The sequence below is a fragment of the Lysobacter enzymogenes genome (assembly GCF_023617245.1).
Classification (GTDB): Bacteria; Pseudomonadota; Gammaproteobacteria; order Xanthomonadales; family Xanthomonadaceae; genus Lysobacter; species Lysobacter yananisis.
On the sequence record NZ_CP067396.1, the window covers coordinates 3466819 to 3490497 of the forward strand.

The window sequence follows — 23679 nt, forward strand, 5'->3', positions numbered from 1 at the left end:
CTTCAGTGTATCATCGGGCCCGTTGCCTTCGACTGCCGCAGACACCCTATCCGATGCGTAAGCTCCTGCTCGTTCTCTCGCTCGCCCTGGTCACTTCCGGCTGCGGCATCATCTACAAGCAGCCCATCTATCAGGGCAACCTGCTCGAGAAGACCGCGGTCGACCAACTCCAGGCCGGCATGAGCAAGCAGCAGGTGCAGGTGCTGATCGGCACGCCGTCGATCGAGGACCCGTTCCACCAGAACCGTTGGGACTACACCTCGACCCAGCGCGTCGACCGCCTCGGCCACACCGCGCGCAAGAACCTGACCCTGTGGTTCGAGAACGACGCGCTGACCAAGTGGGAAGGCGACTACTTCCCCGAGCAGGACAAGGAAATCGCCGCGGCCTCGGTCAAGCAGTTCGGCCGCAACCTGGCCAAGGAAAAGGACAAGAAGAAGCGCCGCTGACGCGCGCGTCCGCTCCGCCGACGACAGCCGCCGCAAGGCGGCTGTTTCGTTTCCGGGCCGCGCCAGGCCTTCGGGCCCGATGCCCTCGGGCTGCTGTGGGAGGGCCTTCAGGCCCGACGCTTTTGTTTCAGGTCGCAGCGATCCGAGCGGACGGCATCGGGCCTGAAGGCCCTCCCACAACAGCCGCGACCGCGCGCCGGCCTCACTTCTTCTTGAGCGGCCGCTCTTCCGCGCGCCGCCGGCGCGCGTCCTTGGGATCGACCTGCAGCGGCCGCAGCAACTCCACCCGGTCGCCCTCGCGCAGCACCGTGTCGGCGCCGGCGCGCACGCCGAACACCGCATAGCCCACCGCCTCAGCATCGCCGTCGAACCCGGCCGCCGCCACCGCCTGGCCCAGGGTCGCGCCCTCGGCCAGTTCCAGGCTCATCCGCTGGAAGCGTCGCGGCCAGGCGCGGACCACCTCGACTTTCATGCAGGCGCGTTGCCTGCGTCCGGCGCCGGCGCGGCGACTTCGGCCGGCGGCGCCGGCTCGGCGCCGCGATCGGCGACGCGGACGAAATCGTCGACCATGCGGTCGGCCAGGCTCTGGAACCCCAGCGCCATCGCCGGCCCGAGCAGCTTCACCGCCGGCTCGAACTCCAGGGTCAGGGTGACCTTGCACGCCGACTCGTCCAGTGCGTGGAACTCCCAGCGCCCGCCGAGCTTGCGGAACGGCCCGTCGACCAGCTTGAGCTCGATGTGGTGCGGCGGCGACAAGGCGTTGTGGGTGGTGAACCAGGTCCGCAGCGCGCCCAGGCCCAGGTCCAGCCGCGCGACCATGTGGGTCGCGTCGGCCTCCAGGATCTGCGCCGCCTCGCACCAGTCGAAGCGGCGCGGATAGGCGGCGACGTCGTTGACCAGCGCGAACATGCGCGCGGCGGAATGTTCGACCAAGGCGGAGCGGCGGATGGTAGGCATCGTTCTCGCTTATTGGGATCGCAGCGCGGGTTTCAACCGGGCCCGGCCGGATTCGGCTTAATTCAGCCTGATCCGGCCTGATTCGATGGAACTCGGCCGGACCGCCCGCATCGGCAACGCGCGGCGGCCGCGCCGGTCGATTCTCGGCCATCGCGGGCCGGCAAATCGCCCCCGCGCCGCCCCCGCGCCGCCCCCGCCCCGCCGGCCGGCTACTCAAACCGCCTCCGGATCGGAGACAATCGGGTATGGCCAAGACAAACAACAAGACCGCCAAGGATAAAGCAAAGGGCGGCGCCGGCGGCACCATCGCGCAGAACAAGCGCGCCCGCCACGAATACCACCTGGAAGAGAACTTCGAAGCCGGCCTGGAGCTGCAGGGCTGGGAGCTCAAGTCCATCCGCGCCGGGCGCGCCAACATCACCGACGCCTACGCGGTGGTGCTGCGCGGCGAGATCTACCTGATCGGCGCGCAGATCGTCCCGCTCATCTCCGCCTCCACCCACGTCGTCGCCGAGGAACGCCGCAGCCGCAAGCTGCTGCTGCACCGCAAGGAGATCGACAACCTGATCGGCCGCGTCCAGCGCGACGGCTACACCGTGATCCCGACCGCGCTGTACTGGAAGGGCAACCGGGTCAAGGCCGGACTGTCGCTGGCCAAGGGCAAGCAGAGCCACGACAAGCGCGAAGCCAGCAAGGAACGCGACTGGGAGCGCGAGAAGCAGCGGGTCATGCGGCGGCATAACCGCGACGCGTGAGGCGCGCCGGGTAAAAGCCGCCCCGTTCGCGACCGCGGGCGATCCGATATTGCGGCGGCGGCGCGGAAGACGCGTTCGCCGCGGTCGGTGCGCACGCGAGCCTATGGCGTTGGGTTCGCGGTGATCCAAGTGGCGCGGTCGCGGCTCGCGCCGCTCCTACAGGTAGCCCATGTAGGAGCGGCGCGAGCCGCGACCGCGAAAACTCGACTACCGGCGCAACCCCGCCTCACCCGCCGTGCCCACCGCCCGGCAAGGTGAAATAGAACGCCGCGCCCTCGCCCTCGCTGCCCTCGGCGCGGATCGTCCCGCCGTGGCGCTCGACGATGCGCTTGACCGAGGCCAGCCCGATCCCGTGCCCGGCGAAATCCTCCACGCTGTGCAAGCGCTGGAACGGCCGGAACAGCTTGTCGACATAGGCCTGCGGGAAACCGGTGCCGTTGTCGCGCACGAAGAACTCGCGCCCGCCGCCGGGCGTCTCGGCGAGGCCGAACTCGATCGTCGCCGGATCGCGGTCGCGGGTGAACTTCCAGGCGTTGCCGAGCAGATTGCCGAGCAGGTTGCGCAGCAGCGAAGCGTCGCCGACCACCTGCAGCCCCGGCGCGATCCGCACCTCGACCGCGCGCTGAGGCTCGCCGACGCGCAACTCCTCGACCACCTCGCCGGCGATGCGGCTCAGGTCGACGTTCTCGTGCTTGAGCTCGCTGCGGGTCAGGCGCGACATCTTCAGCAATGCGTCGATCAGGTCGCCCATGCGCGACGCGGCCTTGCGCACCCGCGCCAGGTAGCCGCGGCCGGATTCGTCGAGGCGGTCGGCGTACTTCTCGCCGAGGATGCGGCTGAACCCGTCGATCGCCCGCAGCGGCGCGCGCAGGTCGTGCGAGACGCTGTAGGCGAATGCCTCCAACTCCTGGTTGGCCTGGCTCAGCTCGCGCGTGCGCAGCGCCACGCGCGCCTCCAGGGTACGGTTGAGCGCGTGCACCCGCGCTTCCGCGCGCAGCCGCTCGGTGACGTCCTCGACCTGGACCAGGCCGGTGATGTCCTGGCCGACCTTGCCCGGCACCGGCGAATAGGTCAGCTGCACCTGCCGCGCCACCCCGTGCTGGCGGCGCAGGCGACGGGTGGCGCGATGCACGCCGTCCTCTTCGTTGCGCTCCTCGTCCGCGGCGTGCGCATCGGTCTCCTCGTCTTCGAGCAAACCGTCGAAACGCTGGTCCAGCAGTTGCGCGCGCGACAGCCCGACGATCGCCGCCAGCGCCGGGTTGGCGTCGACGATGCGGCCCTCGCTGTCGAGCAGGGCCTTGCCGATCGCCGAATACTGCATCGCGCTGCGGAAGCGCGCCTCGCTGCGGCGGAAGTCCTCGGTCATGCGCATCGCGATCTGGCGCGCGCGCGATTCGGTGTGGGCCAGCACCAGGGCGATGCCGTACAACAGCAGCGCGGTGAAGATGCCGAGCGCGAACATGTTGCGCAGGCCTTCCATGCGCGGCACCGCCTGCTCGATCGGCGCCGATTCGTACTCGATCCGCCAGGTGCGGCCGTAGACCTCGAACGTGGTCTTGTGCAGGAACGCCGCCGGCTGCCGCGGCTTGACCCCGGGGGTCTCGAACAGCAGGGCGTTGCCGCCGCCGCTCTCGTCGAAGATGCGGAAACGCAGGTCTTTGTGGCCCTCGGCGAGCGAGGTATCGACGAACGTCTGCAGCCGGAACGGCACGTACACCCAGCCCTGCATCTCGGCCCGGCGCAGGCTCGGGCTCAGCGGCCGGCCGCCGCCGAGGTAGACCGGCAGCACCAGCAGCAGGCCGGTGCTGCGCAGGCCGTCGTGCTTGTCCTGCAGCAGGTCGATCTTGCCCGACAGGCGCGCCTGCCCGGACTCCAGCGCCGCCTCCATCGCCGCGTGCCGCACCGGCTCGGAGAACATGTCGTAGCCGATCACCTCGACGTTGGCCGCGGTCCTCGGCTCCAGATAGAGGATCGGCCCGTACACCTCGCGCTGGCCGAACGGGCGCACCGTCAACAAGCCGTAGCCGGCATCGCGCCATTCGTTCTGCAACTGCACCAGCAGGCGCTGCGGCACGTAGCCGGTGAAGCCCAGGCCCAGGGTCGAGGGAAACCGGCGCTGCAGGTTCATGCCCTCGACATAGGCCTTCCACTGCGCCGCGGTCGGCCGCTGCACCGAGGCGAACAAGGACACGCCGCCGCGCGCGACCAGTTCGAAGTTGACCAGGCGCTGTTGCAGCAATTCGGTGACCTGGGCGGTGCGGCCGATGAACTCGACCTGGGCCGAGCGCTGCTCGCGGTCGCGCGCGACCCGCCAGGCGGTGAACACCAGCACCAGGGCGACGATGAACACGATGAACGCGAGCACGTAGCCGCGACGCGGCAGCAGCCCGGAGACATCGGCAAAATCCGGCGCGGGGTCCGGTTCGTTCGGCGGAGCGGCGCGGGCGGCCGGATCGGTCGTCGTCATCGGCCTAAGCATACAAGCCGCACCCGGACAGGCCCATCGCGGTGGCTCCACGCCACCGACGATGCACAGGCGGCCGCCCTGCCCTGGCTCCGTCCTTCGTTCTCCATCGCCGTCGCGGCGCGTGCCGTCGCCGCGGACGCGGGCCGCGGGGCGTGACGGGACCGGCTAATCCGGCGCGGCGTTGTCGAGCATGAGCCCTTCCAGCATCAGCCGATTGATGCAGTCCAGGTGCTCCAGCGCCAGGCGCCGGCACAGCCGCGGCCAATGCCGCTGCGCCAGCACCGGCGCGCCCTCGCACTGCCGCTGCGCCAGATAGGCCTCGATCTCGTCGGCGAGACGCAGCAGCTCGCGCCCGTTGCGGTCGGCGCGCGCCGCCAGCCGCGCCCGCGACGCCCGCCGCGCGCCCCAGCGCCAACCGGCCAGCGCCGCCGCCGCGAACACGGCCCCGGCCGCCAACGCCGACCACAGCCACGCCAGCGCCGGCGGCGCCGCGGCCGCCAGCCCCACGCCGGCCAGCACCGCCCCCGCCAGCACCGCGCCCGCCGCGCTCACGGCCCCGCCTGCGGCAATGCCAGCAGTTCCGCCGGCGCCAGCCGGAATCCGCAGGCGCGCGCCATCAGCAAGGCCCGCTGCCGGGTCGAGACATGCCCGCGCGAACGCATCCGCCGCAGCATGGCCGTGGACACCCCGGCCGCATCCGCGGCCGCTCGCACCGTGTCGAAGCAGGCGATATAACGTTCGATAGGATTCGGCGGCGCGCTCGGCAGCGCACGCCGCCGGTCGCGCCCGTTACCACTTCCGGCGGAGTTTTCCTCCGCACTTTCAACCTGCGATTCGGCCGCGTTCGTGACGCGGCTTCCGTTTTGCGGACTCTGCTGCGAGGCCTCGCGGCCTTCGCGGACGCGGTAGCGGCGGCCATGCGCCCAGGTATTGCCGTTGCTGCGGTTCAGCCCTTCCATGGTCGTTCCTTGCGTGCATCCATGCACGATCAAATTACCATTCGAAATTGCTCTTTTCAACAAGCAAAAAGAGTGATCTTTTTACGCGAGAATACGCAACAATGAGTTGCGCTCTTTCTCCGCCCCCGGCCCTGCGCCGGACCCGGACCCGGCGCCCACGTTTAGCCCTGCAGGATGCTCCGGCGAGACCTATGACCAACGCGCCCCATCAAGAATTCGCCAACCGTTTGCACCAGGCCCTGGACTTCTCCGGATTCGCCAAGGGCCGGGCCCGCACCGGCGCCCTTTCCGCCTACTACGACGTCAGCCGCGAGACTGCGCGCAAATGGCTGGTCGGCCTCGCCCTGCCCGAACTGGAGCGCATGCTGCAGATCGCGGTGCAGCAGCACGTCAGCTTCGAATGGCTGGCCACCGGCCGCGGCACCATCGAAGGCAAGTCGCTGTCGGTGCGCGAGAACGCCGCCAAGTACAGCGATCCCGACGAACTGCGGCTGATGGGCCTGATGCGCAAACTCTCGCGCAAGAAGCGCCGCGCGCTGATCGAGTTGCTCGACGGCAACTGAGCCGCGCGCCGTTTCGTCGCGCGCGCTCTGCGGCAAGGCCTGCTTCGCTTCCGTGAGAGGGCCTTCAGGCCCGATGCTTTCCGCTCCGCTCGCGGCAAGCCGACAGGCGCCGATCGAACTGCTAGGCGGCAACTGAAGCCCTTTCGACGTTTTGCGGAAGGTCTTCAGGCCCGACGTTCTGCATTCCGATCGCCGCGATCCGGAACAAGAGCGTCGGACCTGAAGGGCTTCCCGCACCTATCGCCAGGTCCTGCGCGAACGGCCTCGAACCTGAAGGCCATCCACGGCGGACTTGAGAACCGGCGCGCAGCCCCTATACTGAACGGGTCAGCGCTGTAACGCAGTTTCCCCGGGGGTGCACTGGCTTCGACGGGGGTCGCGAAATCGCTTGGCGCATGCCGAGGGGGTAGCTTTCCTCGTAAATCCAGCTGCAAAACTCTAGTTGCCAACGACGACAACTACGCTCTCGCCGCTTAAGGCGTAAGCCCCGAAACTGCTTGTGTCCGTGCTCGCAGCGTAGGGTCACTATCACGGAATCGCCGGGAGCCGCCGCCTGCCAGCTCCCGGTCAACCTATAGCAGGCTGGTCCTTGGATGCGCTTTGCGCGCCGTGCTGTCCCGGGACGAGACTCAACGGAGCGCTAAGCATGTAGTGCCGGGGATGGAGTGCCTTCGGACGGCGGTTCGATTCCGCCCACCTCCACCATCAGTCGATCCGCAAGGGTCCGAAACAGGCCGGAAACATCTCGATATCGAGGGTTTCCGGCCTTTTTTGTGCCTGTCGTGCGGCCCGGCCCCGCCCCAGCGCATGGCCATGGCGCGGCCATGAACGCACTCTCTCGGCGCGCTACGCGCAACTGCCCCCTCGACCACCCCAGGCCGACTCGCCGGTCGCTCTATGCACTGGCCGCCCTCGGCAACCTTGGGATCGGTGCCGGTCGATCCAAGCCCGTCCACGCAGCGCCGTCGGCACCGAGCGTGCCGGCCAGAATCGCCCCACTCGTCCTGCCCAGGCACGGACTCGCCTGACACTTGATGGGCAGCCCCACCGACGAGCCTGGGCGGCGAAGACAGCGAAATCGTCAGACCGGCGCGAGAGTGCGAGCCCTCTCGCACGTCGCGGCATCGGCAGACACCGCTCCGACACGGATGCGCAGCGCCACCAAGCCATCCGATCGCGAACCCGCACCTGCGAAAGGGCCGGCCCAGTTCGGCCGGCCCCTGTCACCCCGCGCCGTCGCGATCGACCACGACCGCGCGCCGCGCTCGTTATCGAGTGATCGAAGACTCCGCAACGCGCTCAGCCCGGACGAATGATCTCCCTGGCGATCGCCTTGACCCCGGCCACGATCCCGCCCACCGTGCCTCCGGACTCCACCCCCACGATGACGGCGCGCGCGACACGGACCACGCCGCGAAGAAACCTGCAGCATCCCTTGTCCTGGTAAACCGCCTCGGTTTCCTTGTAGCCCGACAGCAATTCGACGGAGTATCTGGCGAAGCTGATTCCCTCCAGGACCTTCAGGTCTTCCTTCGATCGACCCAGCGACTTGAGCGCGCGCTCTTCCAGCTTGGCCAGGCTCGCGCCGAGTTCATCGGTGGATACGGCCGCATCCAAAATCGCGTCCATCTCGACGAAGTATTCGAACTGCGCCTCGGTGAACCGATCTTTGATCGGGGCGAGTTGCTCGGCCAGCGGAGCTGTATCGTCGAGCGGAAGCACCGCGGACAATTCCGCGATCACATCCTCGACCGGCCGGTCCAGCTTGTAATGGCACTTTTCGACCAAAGCCACGACCGCGACGTCGATCGTGGCCGCCTCTGTCCGGATCACGCAATCCATGTAACCGATGCTGCGCGCAGCGGACTCTTCCATCGGGTTTTGCGCAAGCGCCGGCGCCGCGGTCAACGCACACGCGGCAAAAACCGACGCGGCGGACAACGATCGAGAGATTCGTGCGGCGCGCGACAGCGCGTGCGCCCAGAACCTTGGCTTCGGCGACAGGCTTCCTTTCGTGTTCGACTCCATCTCGTTCTCCCGGGACACGTCGTTAAGCCATGATCGATTCATGGCGCCAAGACGTTGGCATCGAAGCAAGCCGCCGACAGCGATTGACATCACAAGCCGACTCGGCTGGCGGGCGGTCCATCGTGTACTGGAGCCGCCGTCGAAATTCGTCCGTGCATACGCACGCGCGCTGGACTTGCGCTGGCCGGGTTCTCTCGCGCAACGCGTCTAAGCGTTCCACCGGCGCAGCGCACAGTGAGAGCGCGGACACCGCCATGCGGGCGGCACTGCGTCCTCAACGTAAAAATGCCGTTGCGCTGGCGGCGGCTCTCGGTTGCGCTTCGCGCCAGCGACATCCGCCGGAATTCCGCCGAGGGCGTCGGCGAATCCCGGCGGCGGCCGGCTCGAATCCGGGATCGAGGAGCGGATCGGCGCGCGCATGGCGAAGCCGAATCGAGCGACCCGGGCCGTAGAATATCTTCGGGTATCTGAGATCGATGCGGATCGGCTAACCTGATTCCCAGCCGCTTGCATCGACCGGCCGACGCTGTCCGCTTGCGCCAGACAGGCTCGAATCATTCGGTCGCGGCGAAGGCCAGCCGAAGCGGGCGACCGGTCTTTTTCGTATCCGCCATCGCCCATGGAGGGCTGGGATGAACTGGAAACGCAGACTGTCGAGCGCGCTGGTCGCGGTGTTCTCCGCCGGCTGGCTGTTCCCGATCTGGCTGGGCGTATGGACCCATCTGGATTTCTGGCGCGCCGAGGTGCTGCCGCGCATGGACGGCACCTTGATCGGCAATTCGTTTCCGTTCCTCGACTTCGCCAAGAAGTGCTTCGGCTGGGGCCTGGCGTGGCTCGCCGCGGTGCTGGCGTTGTGGGCGTACCTGGGTTTCTCGGCGCTGCTGCGCGCGCGCAGCGAGCGGGCCTGAGCAAACGAAAGGCCGGCATGGGCCGGCCTTCGTCGTGCGTCGCGAGCGCGCTCGCGCGCGGCTGCGCGCAGCGCGGGACTGGCGCGGAGGCGGGACTTATTCGTCCTCGTCTTCCTCTTCCTCGTCGCCTTCCTCTTCGTCCTCTTCGTCCTCGTCTTCCTCGTCCTCGTACGGCAGGCCCATCGAGTAGCGCAGCCAGGGCTCGCCGCCGGCCTTGGTGCCGGGGGCCACGGCGAGGACGACCCAGCCGTCCTGCAGGCGCTGGTTCACTTCCTGCACGTCGTCGATTTGCACCACTTCACCGATCGTTTCCAGATCCACGTGTGTTTCGCTCCAAGGTGGGAGCGCGCAGCATACGGCAGCGCGCGGGGATGGGTAAGCGGTCGGTCGCGGCGATGTTCGCGGTGCCGGTTGAGCGTGGCGGTGGCTGGTTCGCGGTGAACTTGCGAGAGGGCTTCAGCCCCGACGTTTTTCGCCCGGGCTGCGGCGAATGCTTTGAAGATGTCGGCGAATTGAGCGGAGAGCGTCGGGGCTGAAGCCCCTCCCACGAGAGGCAAATCGTGCGACTCAGGCGGTTTGCGCGAGCGCTGCGGTGCGCTTTTCGCTGGATCGCGGCGAACGCCTCGAAGAGGCCGGCGAACGGAGCGCAGAGCGTCGGGGCTGAAGCCCCTCCCACGAGAGCCGTGCGACTCGGGCGCTTTGCGCGAGCGCTGCCGACGCGCTACGGCTTGGCGCAGTCCGCGCTGCGCTGGTCGGCGTACCAGATCGCCCGGCGCGCGCGGTCGTAGGCCAGGTCGGCCGAGCGCGGCAGCAGTTGTTCGGCGCTCACCGGGTCGGCGCCGGAGGCGTAAGCGCGTTCGATGCGTTGCAGTTCGTCCAGCCCGCTCAGCGCCGGCGCCAGCAGCGTGCGCAGGCGTTCGAGGTCGCAGCCGCGGCGGCGCTGTTCCAGTTCGCCGATGGCGGCGCGGATGCGCGCGCTGGCCTGGCCGCCCAGGCCCGGCGCGCGCTCGAACGCGATCGGCGCGGCCTTGTAGGCATCGCCGGTCGCCTCGCTGCCCAAGTCTGATGGGCGCTCGTGCAGGGCCGGGTTGAACCGCACCGGCGGCGGCGGCCGCGCGACGACTTCCTGCACCTGTTTGCGGCCGGGCAGTTTGTCGACGATTTTCTGCAGGCGCTTTTGCGCGCTTTCGACAAAGGCTTCGCCGAGGGTGCCGTCGCTGGCCCAGCCGTCGAAGCCGCCGCCTTGCGACGGCAGCGGATTCTTGCGTTCGAACGCGTTTCGGACCTTGGCTGCGTTGGGATCTTCGTCGCTGCCCGGCGCGTAGGCCTTGCGCTTGATCGGATCGAAGTCGGGATCGGCGGCGAGCGCGGGACGACCCTCGGCGGTGTACAGCCGCGCGGCAGGCGCGGCCTTGCCGTTCGCGGGCGATGGGTTCGCGGCCGCCGGCCTTGCGGGCGTGGCGGGCGCGCGATCGGTCGCCGAGGCGTCGCTGCGTGGCGACGTCCGCTGCGGCATTGGTTCGGATTGGGATTCGGATTCGAATTCGGGGACCGATGCGGATTCGGGCACGGCGCGGGGCGCGGGCGCGATCCGCTCGATCAGCACCACGTCGAGTTCCTGCGCCGGCGGCAGCGGCGACGGTATGCGCATCAGCAACCACACCATGAATCCCGTCGAGGCCAGCGCGACCAAGGCGGCGGCGAGGCGCAGCGGCAATTCGGGTGGGGACTCGTCGGCGTGCATGCGTCTTGTTCGGATACCGGTGCCGGCACGCACGAGGCAAGGCGCGTGCGCCCGCAACGAAGCGAGCGCCGGCGATGCGGGGCGATTGCGCAGGAGCGATTGCGGGGAAGCGGTTACGGGCGCGGCTCGCGGATCGCGCGTGGTGCGCGCCCGCGAACCCGATGCGCGCCGACGCGCTTGGCGACGGCCGGCCGGCGTGCCTGCTTCGCGCTCGCGAGAGCTGCGTTTGCTAGGACTGCGCTTGCGAAGGCTGCGTTTGCGAAGGCTGCGCCGGCGCGGATCGCATCGGCGAAGATCGCGCATGCAAGGCCCGCGTTCGCGAACGCCGCGCCGGCGATGCCGGCGTCTGGTTGCGCGCGGATCGGGTCGGCCGACGATAGCGAGTAGCGCGGCCGCAGGAGAATTAAATTTCCGTTGCTCGCGCCGTTGCGGCGAGATCGGTGTAGCTCGCGTTCACGAAGCCGCGGCGCGCGCCGCGGGATGCGTTCGCGAACGCCGGCCGCGCGCGTCGCGCGACCGTCGCGGCGCCCGGGTTCAGCGCTTGCGGAACGACGGCACCAGCGCGCCTTCGGCGAGCTTGCCGTTGGACTTCCACACCACCGTCGCGCCCGGGAACTCTTCGCTGCGCGCATAGGCCGCCGCCTGGGCGGCGAGGATCTTCGGCGCGCCGGCGCTGGCCGGGTTCCAGGCGAACACGCCCTGCTTGCCGTACCACACCACCGGCGTGGTGGTGTCCAGGCGGGTGTCGGGGCACAGCGCGTAGCCGCGCGACTCCAGCACCTTCAACGCGGCCGCCGGCACGGCGACCACGCCCGGACGGGTGCGCTGCTCGGAATGCTCCGGGCAGGTCTCGGCGGAACGGGCCAGGGCGGCCGTGTAAGTCGCGTTGTCCTTCGGCGGTTGTTGTTGCGCGCGCCGCTTCTGGGCGTCGGCGTGCGGGGCGATGAGGAGCAACAACCCCAGGCTGGAACCGAGGATCCGCGACTTGCAATTCATGACGACTCCGAAAACGAAACGGTGAGGGCGCGATACCGCTGTACAGCATGCCGGACGGGGACGTGGACCGATACGAATACGCGGACGGGACGCCCGGCCGGCCGCGCGCCCCATCGCCGGGGGCGCAGCATATCAATCGTGGGCGTGCCGTTTCGTGTCGGCTGCAGGCTCTGACCCAGCCCGCCAGGACACTATCGCGTTCCCGGGTCGCAGCGCCCGCGACCCGCGGCCGCCAGGCTGGGCGCGCGGAGACGGCTTGAGACACCCGTATTGTTTTGAGCTATGATCCGTCCAGATCAAGACGGAAACCCAGCCATGAGCAAACCCGCCAAGCCGCCCGCCCCGGCCAAGGGCGCCGCCGAGGCCAGCGCCAAGCCGGCCAAGGCCGCGCCGTCGCGCGGCCGCCGCGAGGCCGCGCGCAGCGTGCGCGACGCCGCCGCCTATCCGCTGCCGACCTCCAAGCGCTCGTTGTCGGTCAAGGAGCCGCTCGCCGCCGAGGCCTACGGCGCCCCGGCCACGCTCAACGGCTATGTCGCCTACCTGCGCACGGCGACCCCGCTGCAGCGGGTCGAAGCCGAGCGCGAAGGCGTGCCGGCGCGCATGGTCAAACACATGGCCAGCGACATGGATCTGCCGGCGGTGCGCATGTTCGACATCCTCGGCATCGCCAAGGCCACCGCCGAGGCCAAGGCCGCGCAGCAGGCGCGCATCACCGGCGCCAGCGGCCAGGCCGCGCTGGGGCTGATCCACCTGCTCGGCATCGCCCGCGACATCGTCGACGACAGCACCGATCCGGCCGCGCCCGACTTCGACGCGGCGCGCTGGCTCGGCCACTGGATCGAGCAGCCGCAGGCAGCGCTGGGCGGACAGCGGCCGGCCGACCTGCTCGACACCCCGACCGGGCTCAGCGTGGTCGCGCGCCTGCTCGGCGCGCTGGCCAGCGGCGCGTACCAATGACGCGCCGCGGCGCCGCCAGGACGAGGCCGGAACGATGACGACACTGTGGCGCATCGCCGGCGAGACCCGCGCCTACCGCGCCGACGACCTCAGCGGCGCGGGCGCGGCCAAGTTTCCCGGGCGTTGGAACGACGAGGGCCAGCGCGTGCTCTACAGCGCGACCTCGCTGGCGCTGGCGGCGCTGGAGACGGCCGCCTACGTCGACGCCCACGGGCTGCCGTTGAACCGGCACGTGGTGTCGATCGAGGTGCCGCCGGCGGTGTGGAAGGCGCGCATCCAGATGACCGCCGCCGACCTGCCCGGCGGCTGGGACGCGGTGCCGGCGGGCATGGCCAGCGTCGGCATCGGCTCGCGCTGGCTGCAGTCCGGCGCCTCGGCGATCCTGCTGGTGCCGTCGGTGATCGTGCCGGAGGAATACAACGCGCTGATCAATCCCGAGCATCGCGACGCCAAGAAGCTGCGCGCCACGACCGGGCGCAAGTTCCAGTACAACGTGGTGTTCCGCGCGCCTTGAAGCGGCCGCAGCCGCTGTAGCAGCGGCGCGAGTTGCGACTGCGCCGCATCGCGTTTGCGGCGCGAGCTTGCGGCCCCACGGTCGCGGCTTTCGCCGCTCCTACAGGCAACGGCCGCGCAATGCGCGGCCGCTCGCGGCTCACCCGCGCAAGCGCTGGAACCGGCCTTCCTGGTGGAACAGCGGGCCGAGCCAGGGGTGGGAGACGTCGATGCAGACTTCGAACTGCTCGGCGTCGAGGTCGCGGTGCACCAGCACGAACCGGCCCGGCCACAGCGGCCGCGGCAACGGCAGGCGCAGGCCGCGCCAGTGCAGGAAATAGCCGTCGTCGACGAACACCAGCCGGTTCGGCAACACTTCCAGCCGCACCCGCATGCCCAGGCCGCCGCCGAAGTGCTCCAGCAGTTCGCCGCCGGCGCCCAGGGTCATGCGCGAGCGGAAGCTGAAGATCTCCTGGGCGAAGTGGTAGGTGCGGGTCTTGATCCAGCCCAGTTCGCGCCGCAGCGGTTCGACGTCGAAGCGGAACGGCACGTCGTCGGCGTTGTGGTGCGGCAGCACCCGCGCGTAGCGGATCAGCCGCGCGAACAGCGCGCCCAGGCGGGTGCAGCGCACCTGGTGCATGTCGCCGACGTATTCGGCCTGGGCCTGGCCTTCGGCCAGCTCGAAGCGCGCCCGGATATGCGGATGCAGCAGCGCCCAGCGCGGGCCCAGCGCGGCCTTGAGCAGCGCGGCCAGGTCGTGCGCGGGCTCGAGGCCGGCCGCGGCCGGCGCTTGCGTTTCGGGCCGCTTGTGTTCGCGCCGGCCCGTCGCGGGCCGGTCCGCCGTCGCGGGCGCGGCGGCGTTCGCGCCGGTCTGCGCCGGCAGGTCAATGCGTTGCAACAGTTCCATGTCCCTCACCCGGGTGTCCTACACCCACATAGTCAGAACGGGGATCGCGCGCCAAACCGGCGTGCGCGCAGCGCAAGGCGCTGGCAAGCACGGGATGGGCGAAGACGAAGCGCTGGTCGGTCAGCCGCTGCGGGGCGACGACGGGGCCGTCGAGCAGCATCGTGGCCATCTCGCCGAGCGCCAGCCGCAGCGGCGCGGCCGGCATCGCCAGCCACGCCGGGCGATGCAGCGAACGCGCCAGTTCGCGGGTGAACTCGGCCTGGGTGCAGCCGCCGGGCGCGACCAGGTTGTAGGGGCCGCGCACGCCGGCGTGTTCGACCGCGTATTCGACGAAGCGCAGCACGTCGTCGAGGTGGACCCAGGCGAACCACTGCCGGCCGTCGCCCAGGCGCGCGGCGCCGCCGAGCGCGGCGGCCAGCGACAGCATCGGCAGCAGACCGCCGCTGCGGTGCAGGACCAGGCCCAGGCGCATCGTCGCCAGGCGCACGCCGCGTTCGCCGACCGGCGCGGCCGCGCGCTCCCAGGCCGCGCACAGTGCGCTGGGGAAATCGCCGGGGACCGGCGCGAACTCGCGCTGTTCCGGCGCGCTGCGCGCATGCGCGCCGTACAGGCCGACCGCGCTGGCCTGCAGCCACAGCGCCGGCTTGACGCTGGCGCGGTCGCACCAGGCGCGCAGCGCGTCGGTGGTGCCGATCCGGCTGGCCAACAGCGCGCGCTTGCGCTGCGGCGTCCAGCGCGGGCCCACCACCGGCGCGCCGGCCAGGTTCACCACCACGTCGATGCGTTCGTCGTCGCGCAGTTCGGCGGTGTCGGCGATGCAGCGCGCGCGGCCGCCGAAGCGCAAGGCGGCGCGGCGCGGATCGCGGCTGAGCACGGTGATGCGGTGGCCGCCGGCGAGCAGGCCCTCGACCAGCGCGGTGCCGATGAAGCCGGTGCCGCCGCTGACCAGGAAATGCTGCTGCGGGTGCTGCGCCAGCAACGGCCGCGGCGCCGGTTCGGCGGCGTTGGCGCGCGCGGCCAGGCCGTCGCGCACCGCGCTGGCGGCGATGCCGAGCGCGGCCGCGGTCAGCGCCCACGACATCCATCCGTGCACGGCCGGTGCCAATGCGCTCGGCAGCGCCCAGTCGCCGCGCGTGGCCAGCGCGTACACCGCGAACATCGCGCCGCCGTTGACCGCGAGGACGGTGTGCAGCACGCGCTCGGTGTTCGGCAGCAGCCGGGTCGCGTCCTCGACCACGAAGTCCCACAGGGTGATGCCGACTTCGATCAGCACCAGCCCCCACACCGCCGCCAGCCACAGCCCTTGCGGCCGCAGCCAGGCGAACACCAGGAACAGCGCGCCGTAGACGAAGCCGCGCGCCGAATGCAGCTTCAGCTCCAGCGCGGCGCTGCGGCGGTTGGCGAGTTTTTCCATCACCTCGTGATGGGCGATCGTGTCCAGCGCGCCCATCGCGATCTGCAGCAGCAACAGGCTCAGGAACAGCGTGTGCAGGTCCATGGCCGGGTCCTCAGAAATGGGTGGGGCAATGGCCGTCGTCGCAGCGCGGCGCGGGCTCCGCGCCGGCTTCGCGATAGCCCAGCCAGCGCGAGACGCGGTGGCGGTTCGGCGCGATCCAGCGGTAGGCGCGCGCGGCGGCGCGGCCGGCGCCGGGCACGCGCAGCGGCCAGGTCAGCCAGCCCAGGCCGACCGCGCGGTAGGCCTCGGCGATGCCGGGCACGCCGATCCGCCACTGGCCGTCGCGGCCGCGCACGTGCAGGGCGTTGCGCAGCGCGTCGAGTTCGAAGCCCCACTGCGCGGGGTCGAAGTCCGGCGCGGCGATGTCGACCAGGCGCAGGCGACCATGGCGGTCGCGGGCCTTGAGCCGGTGCATCTCGGTGCGGCACAGCGGGCAGGCGCGGTCGTACAGGGCGACGGCCTGCGGCAAGGGCGGGCGTGGGGCGAGATCCTTGTTCATGATCGACTCCTACGGTTATTTCGGTAATTACAGAAACTTCGAAGCAAAAAAGGGGCGCGGCTCAGGGCGAGCGCGTACCGGGCGGCGCGGCGGCATCGCCTTCGCCTGCGTCGGTCTTGCCGGGATCGAACTCGGGAGCATCGTGCTTGGGCGCATCGCCCTCGCCCGCTTCGTCGGCGAACAACACGCCCGCGGCCCGCGCCTGCGGTTCCGGCAGCGGCTTGACCGGGCCGCGCACGAACTGCTGGATGCGCGCGCCCATCTTCAGCAGCTTGATCAGGGTCTTGGGGTCGAGCCGGTTCATCTCGTCGATCCAGCTGGTACCGGTCTCCATGAACTCCAGCACTTCGCGCATGCGCGCCAGGGTCAGGCGGTCGCGCGGGTCGGCCGGGTCGGGCGCCACCGCGGCGTTGTCGCCGTCGAGCACGGCGGTGCGCAGCATGCTCAGGGTCGGCTCGATCTCGCGCCGGCGCCGCTCCTGGACCACGGCGCGGAAGATGTCCCAGACGTCCTTGTAGGTCTCGAAATGGTCGCGACGGTCGCCGAGCACATGGCTCACCCGCGCCAGGTTCCAGGCCTGCAGCTCGCGCAGGCTGGTGCTGACGTTGGAACGGGCCAGGTTGAGGGTCTCGCAGATTTCGTCGGCGGTGATCGCGCGCTCGGACAGGAACAGCAGCGCGTGGATCTGGGCGACGGTGCGGTTGACGCCCCAGCGGCTGCCCATCTCGCCCCAGTGGAGGATGAAGCGTTCTTGCAGCGGGCTGAGGGGCATCGGAGTTCTCTAATTTCTGTTTAAACAGAAATTAATGAAGAGACCGGATGCCGTCAACGACCGTTGGTCGGTCCGCTCCCTGTAGGAGCGGCGCGAGCCGCGGCTGCGGGGCGGCGGATTCGCGGCGAAAACTGCGTTTCAGGCCTAGGTTTGCGTCGCGAACGTGCGGGTTCGCGGTCGCGGCTCGCGCCGCTCCTACAGGGAGATAGCGTCGCAGCGGCTGCGACCGGGCGGATCCACTCTGCGCAAATCCGCCACCTCCCATCCGTCGGCCACGCCCGTCCTGCACTATCCGCGTGCCCCGACTATTACTAAAATTAGTACATGAGCCTGACCGACCTCCGCCGTGCCCTGCTCGCCTTCCTGCACGAGCGCCTCGCCGCCGACGGCCTGCCGCCTTCGCAGCAGGAGATCTGCGCGCGCTTCGGCTTCCGCCAGAACCGCTCCGCCGGCTACCACCTGCAGGCGCTGCACGAGGACGGGCTGATCGAACTGCTGCCGGGCCGCGCGCGCGGCATCCGTCTGCGCCCGGCCGGGCTGCGCGAGGCGCTGGCCTGGCGCGCCGAACGCGAAGGGCTCGATGCGCCCGCGGCGCGGGCGGGCGGCAACGACGAACCGCTGCCGATCCTGGGCCGGGTCGCCGCCGGCGCGCCGATCGGCGCCGATGCCGAAGCGCAGGCGCACGTGCTGGTCGACCGCGCGCTGTTCTCGCCGCGGCCGGACTACCTGCTGCGCGTGCAGGGCGATTCGATGCGCGAGGACGGCATCTTCGACGGCGACCTGGTCGCGGTGCACCGCACCCGCGAGGCGCGCAGCGGTCAGGTGGTGGTGGCGCGGCTGGGCGAGGAGATCACGATCAAGCGTCTGCGCATCGACGCCGACGGCATCGTCCTGCTGCCGCGCAATCCCGACTACGCGCCGATCCGGGTGCCGGCCGATGCCGACTTCGCCATCGAAGGCCTGTACTGCGGCCTGGTCCGCAGCGCCTGAGGCCGGCCATGAGCGCGCCCGTTTCGCTGCGATCCGTTTCCATGGGGCACGCTGCCATGGGGTCCGCTGCCATGGACTCCGCTTCATTGGAGTTCGCTCCAGAGTTCGCATCATCGGAGCCCGTTCCATCGCAGTCCGTTGTGCTGGAGCGCGCTTCATCGGCGGCGTCGCTGGAGCAAGCGCCGCAGCCAGCCGCCGCAGGCGGAGCGGCCGCGCCGCGCGCCGTCTCGCTGGACGGGCTGATCGGTTCGCGCCGGCTGTGGCGCGGCCAGGGCGCGCAGGCCGCGCCGTCGGCGCAACCGACCGGCCACGCCGCGCTCGACGCCGCCCTGCCGACCGGCGGCTGGCCCGAGGCCGCGCTGAGCGAACTGCTGCTGCCGCACGCCGGCGTCGGCGAGCTGGAACTGCTGTGGCCGGCGCTGGCGCGGCTGTCGCGCGAGGCGCCCGGCCACGAGGCCGGCATGATCGTGCTGGTCGATCCGCCGCTGCTGCCGTACGCGCCGGCCTGGCGCGACGCCGGCGTGGCGCTGTCGCGCCTGCAGGTGGTGCGCGCGAGCGGACGCGATGCGCTGTGGGCGGCCGAACAATGCCTGCGCTCGGGCGCGTGCGCGGCGGTGCTGTGCTGGCCGCAGCGTGCCGACGACCGCGCCCTGCGGCGCCTGCAGGTGGCGGCCGAGAGCGGCCAGTGCCTGGGCTTCGCCGTGCGCGAAGCGCGCGCCGCGCTCAACCCCTCGCCCGCCGCGTTGCGCATCGCCATCGACGCCGCGCCGCGGCAGCTGCGCGTGCTCAAGTGCCGCGGCGGCAATGCGCCGACGCGGCCGATCGCGTTCGGCCACGGCGATGCGCGCGATGTCGAGGCGACGCCGGTCTTGGCCCATGACCTCGAACGCGGCGCGGAGGTGATCCGCTTGCCGCCGCAGTTGCGACCGGTCCGGTTTATTGCCGCGATCGGAGCGGACAGCGTCGGGACTGAAGTCCCTCCCACAAGAGCGGCACCGGCGGCTGTGGGAGGGACTTCAGTCCCGACGCTGTCCGCTCAGCCGCCGCGAACCCTGCCAACGCCGCAACGCTGACGCCGCCATGCGCTGGGCCTGCCTGCTGCTGCCGCAACTGGCGATGGACGTGGTCCTGCGCCAACACCCGAACCCGGACCAGCCGCTGGCCCTGGTCGAAGGTCCGCACGCGCGCCGCCGCCTGCACTCGGTCAATGCCGCCGCGCGCGCGCTGGGATTGCGGCCGGGGCTGTCGCTGGTCGCCGCGCACGCCATCGCCGACGGCGTGCGCACCGCCGAATACGACCCGCAAGCGGCCGAACGCGCGCGCCAGTTGCTGGCCGCCTGGGCCTATCGCTACAGCTCGCAGGTCAGCACCGACTTCGCCCACGCCCTGGTGCTGGAGATCGCCGGCAGCCGCCGCCTGTTCGGGGCCTGGCCGCAACTGCGCCAGCGCCTGGACGCGGAACTGCGCGAACTCGGCTTCCGCCACCGCATGGCCGCCGCGCCCAATCCCTTCGCCGCGCGCGCTTTGACCAACATCGGCGAAGGCTTGTTCTTCGACGACGACCTGCTGCTGCCGGCGCTGGCGAAGATGCCGATCGAACGCAGCGGGCTCGACCCGGCCACGGTGCAGGCGCTGCAACGCATGGGCCTGCGCAAGCTCGGCTCGGTGTTCGCGCTGCCGCGCGCGCCGCTGGCGCGGCGTTTCGGCCCGGATCTGCTGCAGCGCCTGGACGCGCTGCGCGGCGCGGCCGAGCCGCCGCTGACGTTCTACCAGCCGCCCGACGCCTTCGACGCGCGCATCGAACTCGGCCACGAAGCCGAATCCAGCCAGGCCCTGCTGTTCCCGCTGCGCCGCCTCACCGCCGACCTGGCCGCGTACCTGTCCGGCCGCGACGGCGGCGTGGCCCGGTTCAAGCTGCTGCTCGAACACGAGCGCCACAGCCATCGGTTGCAGCACCCGCCGAGCGAAATCGCGGTCGGCCTGCTCGCGCCGGAGCGCGAGGCGGCGATGCTGTTCGAACTCGCCCGCGGCCGCCTGCAGCACGCGCAGCTGCCGGCGCCGGTGGTGGCGCTGCGCCTGCTCGCCGAGGAACTGCCGCCGTTCGTGCCGGCCGCGCGCGACCTGTTCGACCCGCGCCCGCAGCAGGCGCTGCCGTGGGCGCAGTTGCGCGAGCGCCTGCGCGCGCGGCTCGGCGACGAACGCGTGCACGGGCTCGCCGCGCACCCCGACCACCGGCCCGAACGCGCCTGGCAACCGGTGCTGGGCGATGCGCCGGCCGCGCGCGGCAAGCACGCCGCCACACCCGCGCCAACGCTGCCGGCGACCCGCCCGGGCTGGCTGCTGGCCGAGCCCGAACCGCTGCGCGAGCCGGTCGCGCGCATCCTCGCCGGCCCGGAGCGGATCGAGTCGGGCTGGTGGGACCAGGACGACGTGCGGCGCGATTACTACCTGGTCGAAACCGCGCGCGGCCAGCGCGCCTGGGCCTACCGCGACGCCGGCGGCGACGGCCCGCTGATCGTGCACGGCTGGTTCGCATGAACGCCCTGTCCGTCCGCGCCGCGCCGCCCGCGGCCGCGCTGCCCGACTACGCCGAACTGCATTGTCTGTCGGCTTTCAGTTTTCAGCGCGGCGCGTCCACCGCCGACGAACTGTTCGACCGCGCACAGGCCCTGGGCTACCGCGCCCTGGCGATCACCGACGAATGCACGCTGGCCGGGATCGTGCGCGCCTGGCAGGCGGCGCGGCGTACCGGCGTGGCCCTGATCGTCGGCAGCGAGATCCGCGTGCACGACGGCCCCAAGCTGGTGTTGCTGGTCGCCGACAGCGCCGGCTACGCCGATCTGTGCGGGCTGATCACGCAGGCGCGGCGACGCGCGGCGAAGGGCGAATACCTCAGCCTCGGCGAGGATTTCGAATCGCGCAGCGCGCATCTGCTGGCCTTGTGGATTCCCGACGGCGACGCCGGCGACGACGAACACGCCGCGTGGCTGCGCGCGCGCTTCGGCGAACGCCTGTGGCTGGCGGTGGAGCTGCACCGCGGCCCCGACGACGACGCCCGCCTGGCCGCGCTGACCGCGCTGGCGCGGCGCCACGGCCTGCCCGCGGTCGCCGCCGGCGACGCGCACATGCACGAACGCGCGCGCCGGCCGCTGCAGGACGTGCTGACCGCGGTGCGCCACCGCACCACCGTGGCCGAGGCCGGCGCGAAGCTGTTTCCCAACGGCGAGCGGCATCTGCGGATCCGCCGCGCGCTGGCTGCGATCTATCCGGCGCCGTTGCTGGCGCAGACCCTGCGCATCGCGCAGTTGTGTTCCGACTTCGATCTCAAGCGCGGCATCGATTACCAATACCCGCACGAACTGGTGCCGGCCGGCGAGACGCCGAAAAGCTGGCTGCCCAAGCTGGTCGAGGCCAGCGCCGCGAAGCGCTGGCCCGACGGCATTCCCGCCGAGGTCCAGCCCAAGATCGAACACGAACTGGGGGTGATCGGCCGACTCGGCTACGAGTCGTACTTCCTCACCGTCTACGACATCGTCGACTTCGCCCGTTCGCGCGAGATCCTGTGCCAGGGCCGCGGCTCGGCCGCCAACTCGGCGGTGTGCTTCGCGCTGGGCATCACCGAGATCGACCCGGGCCGGATGGAGACCCTGTTCGAACGCTTCATGTCGGAAGAGCGCAAGGAGCCGCCCGACATCGACGTCGACTTCGAGCACGAGCGGCGCGAGGAAGTGCTGCAATACGTGTTCGACCGCTACGGCCGCGAGCGCGCCGCGCTGACTGCGGTCGCGATCAGCTACCGCGGCCGCAGCGCGGTGCGCGACGTGGCCTCGGCGCTGGGCATGCCTCAGGATCAGATCGGCGAACTGGCGCGCACGCTCGACCGCTGGAGCCAGGACGTGCCGCTGGCCGAACACGTGCGCGAACGCGGCATGGACCCGGAGTCGCCGCTGCTGCGCAACATCCTGGCGCTGAGCCTGATCCTGGTCGAGAACGCCTTCCCGCGCCATCTGTCGCAGCATCCCGGCGGTTTCGTCGTGTCCGAACGGCCGCTGCACACGCTGGTGCCGGTGGAGAACGCGGCGATGGACAAGCGCACCATCGTGCAATGGGACAAGGACGACCTCGACGCGATGGGGCTGCTCAAGGTCGACTGCCTCGCCCTGGGCATGCTGACCGCGATCCGCAAGGTGTTCGCGCTGCTGGAATCGCAAGGGCTGCGCGGGCTGGACATGGCCTCGATCGTGCGCAAGCCGGACGACGAAGCCGTCTACGACATGATCTGCGAGGCCGACACCGTCGGCGTGTTCCAGATCGAATCGCGCGCGCAGATGTCGATGCTGCCGCGGCTGCGGCCGCGCGATTTCTACGATCTGGTGATCGAAATCGCGATCGTGCGGCCGGGGCCGATTCAGGGCGACATGGTCAATCCCTACCTGCTGCGGCGCAAGGACAAGCGCCTGGTCGACTATCCGTCCGAAGCGCTCAAGACCGTGCTCAAGCGCACCCTGGGCATACCGCTGTTCCAGGAGCAGGTGATGCAGATCGCCATCGTCGCCGCCGGCTACAGCGCCGGCGAGGCCGACCAGTTGCGCCGCTCGATGGCGGCGTGGAAGCGCCACGGCGGGCTCGAACCGCACCGCGAGCGGCTGCGCAGCGGCATGCTCGAGCGCGGCTACAGCGAAGACTTCGCCCACCGCATCTTCGAACAGATCAAGGGCTTCGGCAGCTACGGCTTCCCCGAATCGCACGCCGCCAGCTTCGCCCTGCTCGCCTACGTCAGCTGTTGGCTCAAGCACCACCACCCCGCCGCGTTCGCCTGCGGCATCATCAACTCGATGCCGATGGGCTTCTACACCCACGGCCAGATCCTCCACGACGTGCGCCGCAAGGGCGTGACCATCCTGCCGGTGGACGTGCGCTACAGCGACTGGGACTGCACGCTGGAAGCCCTGCCCGGCCGCGGCGAACGCAAGCATCCGCATGCGATCCGCATGGGCCTGCGCCTGATTAGCGGGTTCGACGAAGCCGCGGCCGACCGCATCAGCGATGCGCGCGCGCAAGCGCCGTGGCGCGACGTCGACGATCTGTGCGAACGCGCCGGGCTCGATGCGCGCGTGCGCGCCGTGCTCGCCGACGCCGGCGCGCTGCGCGCGCTGGTCGGGCATCGCCACCGCGCGCGCTGGGCGGTCGCCGGCGTCGACACCCAGTTGCCGCTATTCGCCGGCGTCGCCCGCGCCGAAGCGCAGGTGGCGTTGCCGCTGCCCAGCGCCGGCGAGGACGTGCGCGCCGACTACGCGCTGCTAGGCACCACCCTCGGCCCGCATCCGCTGGCGCTGCTGCGCGGCGCGCTGCACGCGCGGCGTTGCCGGCGTTCCTCGCAGCTCAAGCAGGTCGAGCACGGCCGGCGCGTACGCTTCGCCGGGCTGGTGACGGTGCGCCAGCACCCGGAAACCGCCAGCGGCGTGACCTTCCTGAGCCTGGAAGACGAGGACGGCATGGTCAACGCGGTGGTCTGGCGCGATCTCGCGCAACGCCAGCGGCGGGTGCTGGTGGAATCGCGGCTGATGGCGATCGACGGCAAGCTCGAACGCGTCGACGGCGTGCAGCACATCGTGGTCTCGCGCATGCAAGACCTGACCGCGTTGCTGGGTTCGCTGGCGACGCATTCGCGCGATTTCCACTGAGCCGGCGCGCGGCGCGGCGCTCGCCGGCGAATCCGCACGTTTCAATCGAACTTCGACACGTTTGAAGCATGCGATGCTGAATTGTATTTTCAGCGC

The 23679-nt window shown here is 70.7% G+C and carries 24 protein-coding genes, 1 other RNA gene and 3 pseudogenes; 14 read left to right on the forward strand and 14 right to left on the reverse strand.

The window, feature by feature from the left end; genetic code table 11:
• The first annotated feature begins 53 nt into the window (after window positions 1-53).
• Window positions 54-449, forward strand: coding sequence for an outer membrane protein assembly factor BamE (locus JHW41_RS14210; protein ID WP_057947379.1), 396 nt, complete (start codon window positions 54-56; stop codon window positions 447-449).
• Window positions 450-544: 95 nt separating this feature from the next.
• Window positions 545-598, forward strand: a pseudogene (locus tag JHW41_RS27045) (DUF6053 domain-containing protein); the annotation flags it as partial.
• A gap of 53 nt (window positions 599-651) precedes the next feature.
• Here the strand turns inward: JHW41_RS27045 and JHW41_RS14215 are convergent.
• Both JHW41_RS14215 and JHW41_RS14220 read right to left on the reverse strand, forming a co-directional pair.
• On the reverse strand, window positions 652-921 hold the full coding sequence (locus JHW41_RS14215) for an RnfH family protein (protein ID WP_250442770.1): 270 nt from the start codon (window positions 919-921) through the stop codon (window positions 652-654).
• Between the two features lie 62 nt (window positions 922-983).
• A pseudogene (locus tag JHW41_RS14220) lies at window positions 984-1406 on the reverse strand (type II toxin-antitoxin system RatA family toxin); the annotation flags it as partial.
• A gap of 245 nt (window positions 1407-1651) precedes the next feature.
• On the opposite strand from JHW41_RS14220, the gene smpB reads away from it, so the two are divergent.
• Window positions 1652-2161 (forward strand): SsrA-binding protein SmpB, encoded by a 510-nt coding sequence (gene smpB, locus JHW41_RS14225; RefSeq protein WP_057947376.1) that lies wholly within the window; start codon window positions 1652-1654, stop codon window positions 2159-2161.
• A 226-nt stretch (window positions 2162-2387) separates the two neighbouring features.
• Here the strand turns inward: smpB and JHW41_RS14230 are convergent, their stop codons facing one another.
• From JHW41_RS14230 to JHW41_RS14240, 3 genes are all read right to left on the reverse strand, one after another.
• Window positions 2388-4628, reverse strand: coding sequence for a CHASE domain-containing protein (locus JHW41_RS14230; RefSeq protein ID WP_250442773.1), 2241 nt, complete (start codon window positions 4626-4628; stop codon window positions 2388-2390).
• A 165-nt stretch (window positions 4629-4793) separates the two neighbouring features.
• Window positions 4794-5180 carry a hypothetical protein gene (locus tag JHW41_RS14235; protein ID WP_250442776.1) on the reverse strand — a complete coding sequence of 129 codons (387 nt, stop codon included), beginning with the start codon at window positions 5178-5180 and terminating at the stop codon, window positions 4794-4796.
• Entirely contained in the window at window positions 5177-5587 is a 411-nt protein-coding gene (locus tag JHW41_RS14240) for a hypothetical protein (protein WP_057947373.1), read from the reverse strand. Before JHW41_RS14240 ends, JHW41_RS14235 begins: the two co-directional genes overlap by 4 nt.
• 191 nt (window positions 5588-5778) lie before the next feature.
• Here JHW41_RS14240 and JHW41_RS14245 point away from each other — a divergent pair, with 191 nt between their 5' ends.
• A complete protein-coding gene (locus tag JHW41_RS14245; RefSeq protein ID WP_031373591.1) occupies window positions 5779-6150 on the forward strand; it encodes a helix-turn-helix domain-containing protein in 372 nt (123 codons plus the stop codon).
• 121 nt (window positions 6151-6271) lie between these two features.
• Here the strand turns inward: JHW41_RS14245 and JHW41_RS27050 are convergent, their stop codons facing one another.
• Window positions 6272-6358 carry a hypothetical protein gene (locus JHW41_RS27050; RefSeq protein WP_428995550.1) on the reverse strand — a complete coding sequence of 29 codons (87 nt, stop codon included), beginning with the start codon at window positions 6356-6358 and terminating at the stop codon, window positions 6272-6274.
• Between JHW41_RS27050 and JHW41_RS27055 the strand changes: the two genes are divergently transcribed.
• A complete protein-coding gene (locus JHW41_RS27055) occupies window positions 6339-6446 on the forward strand; it encodes a hypothetical protein (protein WP_428995551.1) in 108 nt (35 codons plus the stop codon). The genes JHW41_RS27050 and JHW41_RS27055 overlap by 20 nt on opposite strands.
• Window positions 6447-6501: 55 nt before the next feature.
• Window positions 6502-6855, forward strand: a transfer-messenger RNA (tmRNA) gene (gene ssrA, locus JHW41_RS14250).
• 594 nt (window positions 6856-7449) lie between these two features.
• Here ssrA and JHW41_RS14255 read toward each other — a convergent pair.
• Window positions 7450-8178 carry a hypothetical protein gene (locus JHW41_RS14255; RefSeq protein ID WP_250442779.1) on the reverse strand — a complete coding sequence of 243 codons (729 nt, stop codon included), beginning with the start codon at window positions 8176-8178 and terminating at the stop codon, window positions 7450-7452.
• Window positions 8179-8810: 632 nt separating this feature from the next.
• Between JHW41_RS14255 and JHW41_RS14260 the strand changes: the two genes are divergently transcribed.
• Complete coding sequence (locus JHW41_RS14260; protein ID WP_250442781.1) at window positions 8811-9086, forward strand: hypothetical protein; 276 nt, start codon at window positions 8811-8813, stop codon at window positions 9084-9086.
• Window positions 9087-9182: 96 nt separating this feature from the next.
• On the opposite strand, the gene JHW41_RS14265 is transcribed toward JHW41_RS14260, so the two are convergent.
• The 3 genes from JHW41_RS14265 to JHW41_RS14275 all read right to left on the reverse strand — a co-directional run bounded on the left by JHW41_RS14265 (window position 9183) and on the right by JHW41_RS14275 (window position 11826).
• A complete protein-coding gene (locus JHW41_RS14265; RefSeq protein WP_250442783.1) occupies window positions 9183-9407 on the reverse strand; it encodes a hypothetical protein in 225 nt (74 codons plus the stop codon).
• A 400-nt stretch (window positions 9408-9807) separates the two neighbouring features.
• Window positions 9808-10830: a hypothetical protein gene (locus JHW41_RS14270; protein ID WP_250442786.1), complete on the reverse strand. Its 1023-nt coding sequence runs from the start codon at window positions 10828-10830 to the stop codon at window positions 9808-9810.
• A 534-nt stretch (window positions 10831-11364) separates the two neighbouring features.
• Window positions 11365-11826 (reverse strand): hypothetical protein, encoded by a 462-nt coding sequence (locus JHW41_RS14275; protein ID WP_078998545.1) that lies wholly within the window; start codon window positions 11824-11826, stop codon window positions 11365-11367.
• A gap of 315 nt (window positions 11827-12141) precedes the next feature.
• Here JHW41_RS14275 and JHW41_RS14280 point away from each other — a divergent pair, with 315 nt between their 5' ends.
• Entirely contained in the window at window positions 12142-12783 is a 642-nt protein-coding gene (locus JHW41_RS14280; protein WP_198944659.1) for an antitoxin Xre/MbcA/ParS toxin-binding domain-containing protein, read from the forward strand.
• 34 nt (window positions 12784-12817) lie between these two features.
• Complete coding sequence (locus tag JHW41_RS14285) at window positions 12818-13297, forward strand: RES family NAD+ phosphorylase (protein WP_123647898.1); 480 nt, start codon at window positions 12818-12820, stop codon at window positions 13295-13297.
• A 138-nt stretch (window positions 13298-13435) separates the two neighbouring features.
• Here JHW41_RS14285 and JHW41_RS14290 read toward each other — a convergent pair whose 3' ends face one another.
• The 4 genes from JHW41_RS14290 to JHW41_RS14305 form a co-directional block, all read right to left on the reverse strand.
• Window positions 13436-14182: a DUF4166 domain-containing protein gene (locus tag JHW41_RS14290; protein ID WP_250442787.1), complete on the reverse strand. Its 747-nt coding sequence runs from the start codon at window positions 14180-14182 to the stop codon at window positions 13436-13438.
• Complete coding sequence (locus JHW41_RS14295; RefSeq protein WP_250442789.1) at window positions 14160-15680, reverse strand: TIGR01777 family oxidoreductase; 1521 nt, start codon at window positions 15678-15680, stop codon at window positions 14160-14162. Before JHW41_RS14295 ends, JHW41_RS14290 begins: the two co-directional genes overlap by 23 nt.
• A gap of 10 nt (window positions 15681-15690) precedes the next feature.
• On the reverse strand, window positions 15691-16137 hold the full coding sequence (locus tag JHW41_RS14300) for a thiol-disulfide oxidoreductase DCC family protein (RefSeq protein WP_250442792.1): 447 nt from the start codon (window positions 16135-16137) through the stop codon (window positions 15691-15693).
• 61 nt (window positions 16138-16198) lie between these two features.
• Window positions 16199-16909, reverse strand: coding sequence for a GbsR/MarR family transcriptional regulator (locus JHW41_RS14305; RefSeq protein ID WP_250442796.1), 711 nt, complete (start codon window positions 16907-16909; stop codon window positions 16199-16201).
• Between the two features lie 324 nt (window positions 16910-17233).
• Here JHW41_RS14305 and lexA point away from each other — a divergent pair, with 324 nt between their 5' ends.
• From lexA to JHW41_RS14330, 5 genes and pseudogenes are all read left to right on the forward strand, one after another.
• Window positions 17234-17899 carry a transcriptional repressor LexA gene (lexA, locus tag JHW41_RS14310; protein WP_057947363.1) on the forward strand — a complete coding sequence of 222 codons (666 nt, stop codon included), beginning with the start codon at window positions 17234-17236 and terminating at the stop codon, window positions 17897-17899.
• 170 nt (window positions 17900-18069) lie between these two features.
• Window positions 18070-18735, forward strand: a pseudogene (gene imuA / locus JHW41_RS14315) (translesion DNA synthesis-associated protein ImuA); the annotation flags it as partial.
• Between the two features lie 63 nt (window positions 18736-18798).
• A complete protein-coding gene (locus JHW41_RS14320) occupies window positions 18799-18972 on the forward strand; it encodes a DUF6053 domain-containing protein (RefSeq protein ID WP_250451038.1) in 174 nt (57 codons plus the stop codon).
• A 7-nt stretch (window positions 18973-18979) separates the two neighbouring features.
• Window positions 18980-20437 (forward strand): Y-family DNA polymerase, encoded by a 1458-nt coding sequence (locus JHW41_RS14325; protein WP_250442799.1) that lies wholly within the window; start codon window positions 18980-18982, stop codon window positions 20435-20437.
• Window positions 20434-23583: an error-prone DNA polymerase gene (locus JHW41_RS14330; RefSeq protein WP_250442802.1), complete on the forward strand. Its 3150-nt coding sequence runs from the start codon at window positions 20434-20436 to the stop codon at window positions 23581-23583. Before JHW41_RS14325 ends, JHW41_RS14330 begins: the two co-directional genes overlap by 4 nt.
• The last annotated feature ends 96 nt before the right edge of the window (window positions 23584-23679 follow it).

What these genes read in the sequence shown, in the direction of transcription:
- JHW41_RS14210 (WP_057947379.1), top strand. Translation starts at nt 54, where the DNA reads ATGCGTAAGCTCCTGCTCGTTCTCTCGCTCGCCCTGGTCACTTCCGGC.
- JHW41_RS14215 (WP_250442770.1), bottom strand. Translation starts at nt 921, where the DNA reads ATGAAAGTCGAGGTGGTCCGCGCCTGGCCGCGACGCTTCCAGCGGATG.
- smpB (WP_057947376.1), top strand. Translation starts at nt 1,652, where the DNA reads ATGGCCAAGACAAACAACAAGACCGCCAAGGATAAAGCAAAGGGCGGC.
- JHW41_RS14230 (WP_250442773.1), bottom strand. Translation starts at nt 4,628, where the DNA reads ATGACGACGACCGATCCGGCCGCCCGCGCCGCTCCGCCGAACGAACCG.
- JHW41_RS14240 (WP_057947373.1), bottom strand. Translation starts at nt 5,587, where the DNA reads ATGGAAGGGCTGAACCGCAGCAACGGCAATACCTGGGCGCATGGCCGC.
- JHW41_RS14245 (WP_031373591.1), top strand. Translation starts at nt 5,779, where the DNA reads ATGACCAACGCGCCCCATCAAGAATTCGCCAACCGTTTGCACCAGGCC.
- JHW41_RS14255 (WP_250442779.1), bottom strand. Translation starts at nt 8,178, where the DNA reads ATGGAGTCGAACACGAAAGGAAGCCTGTCGCCGAAGCCAAGGTTCTGG.
- JHW41_RS14260 (WP_250442781.1), top strand. Translation starts at nt 8,811, where the DNA reads ATGAACTGGAAACGCAGACTGTCGAGCGCGCTGGTCGCGGTGTTCTCC.
- JHW41_RS14270 (WP_250442786.1), bottom strand. Translation starts at nt 10,830, where the DNA reads ATGCACGCCGACGAGTCCCCACCCGAATTGCCGCTGCGCCTCGCCGCC.
- JHW41_RS14275 (WP_078998545.1), bottom strand. Translation starts at nt 11,826, where the DNA reads ATGAATTGCAAGTCGCGGATCCTCGGTTCCAGCCTGGGGTTGTTGCTC.
- JHW41_RS14280 (WP_198944659.1), top strand. Translation starts at nt 12,142, where the DNA reads ATGAGCAAACCCGCCAAGCCGCCCGCCCCGGCCAAGGGCGCCGCCGAG.
- JHW41_RS14285 (WP_123647898.1), top strand. Translation starts at nt 12,818, where the DNA reads ATGACGACACTGTGGCGCATCGCCGGCGAGACCCGCGCCTACCGCGCC.
- JHW41_RS14290 (WP_250442787.1), bottom strand. Translation starts at nt 14,182, where the DNA reads ATGGAACTGTTGCAACGCATTGACCTGCCGGCGCAGACCGGCGCGAAC.
- JHW41_RS14295 (WP_250442789.1), bottom strand. Translation starts at nt 15,680, where the DNA reads ATGGACCTGCACACGCTGTTCCTGAGCCTGTTGCTGCTGCAGATCGCG.
- JHW41_RS14300 (WP_250442792.1), bottom strand. Translation starts at nt 16,137, where the DNA reads ATGAACAAGGATCTCGCCCCACGCCCGCCCTTGCCGCAGGCCGTCGCC.
- JHW41_RS14305 (WP_250442796.1), bottom strand. Translation starts at nt 16,909, where the DNA reads ATGCCCCTCAGCCCGCTGCAAGAACGCTTCATCCTCCACTGGGGCGAG.
- lexA (WP_057947363.1), top strand. Translation starts at nt 17,234, where the DNA reads ATGAGCCTGACCGACCTCCGCCGTGCCCTGCTCGCCTTCCTGCACGAG.
- JHW41_RS14325 (WP_250442799.1), top strand. Translation starts at nt 18,980, where the DNA reads ATGCGCTGGGCCTGCCTGCTGCTGCCGCAACTGGCGATGGACGTGGTC.
- JHW41_RS14330 (WP_250442802.1), top strand. Translation starts at nt 20,434, where the DNA reads ATGAACGCCCTGTCCGTCCGCGCCGCGCCGCCCGCGGCCGCGCTGCCC.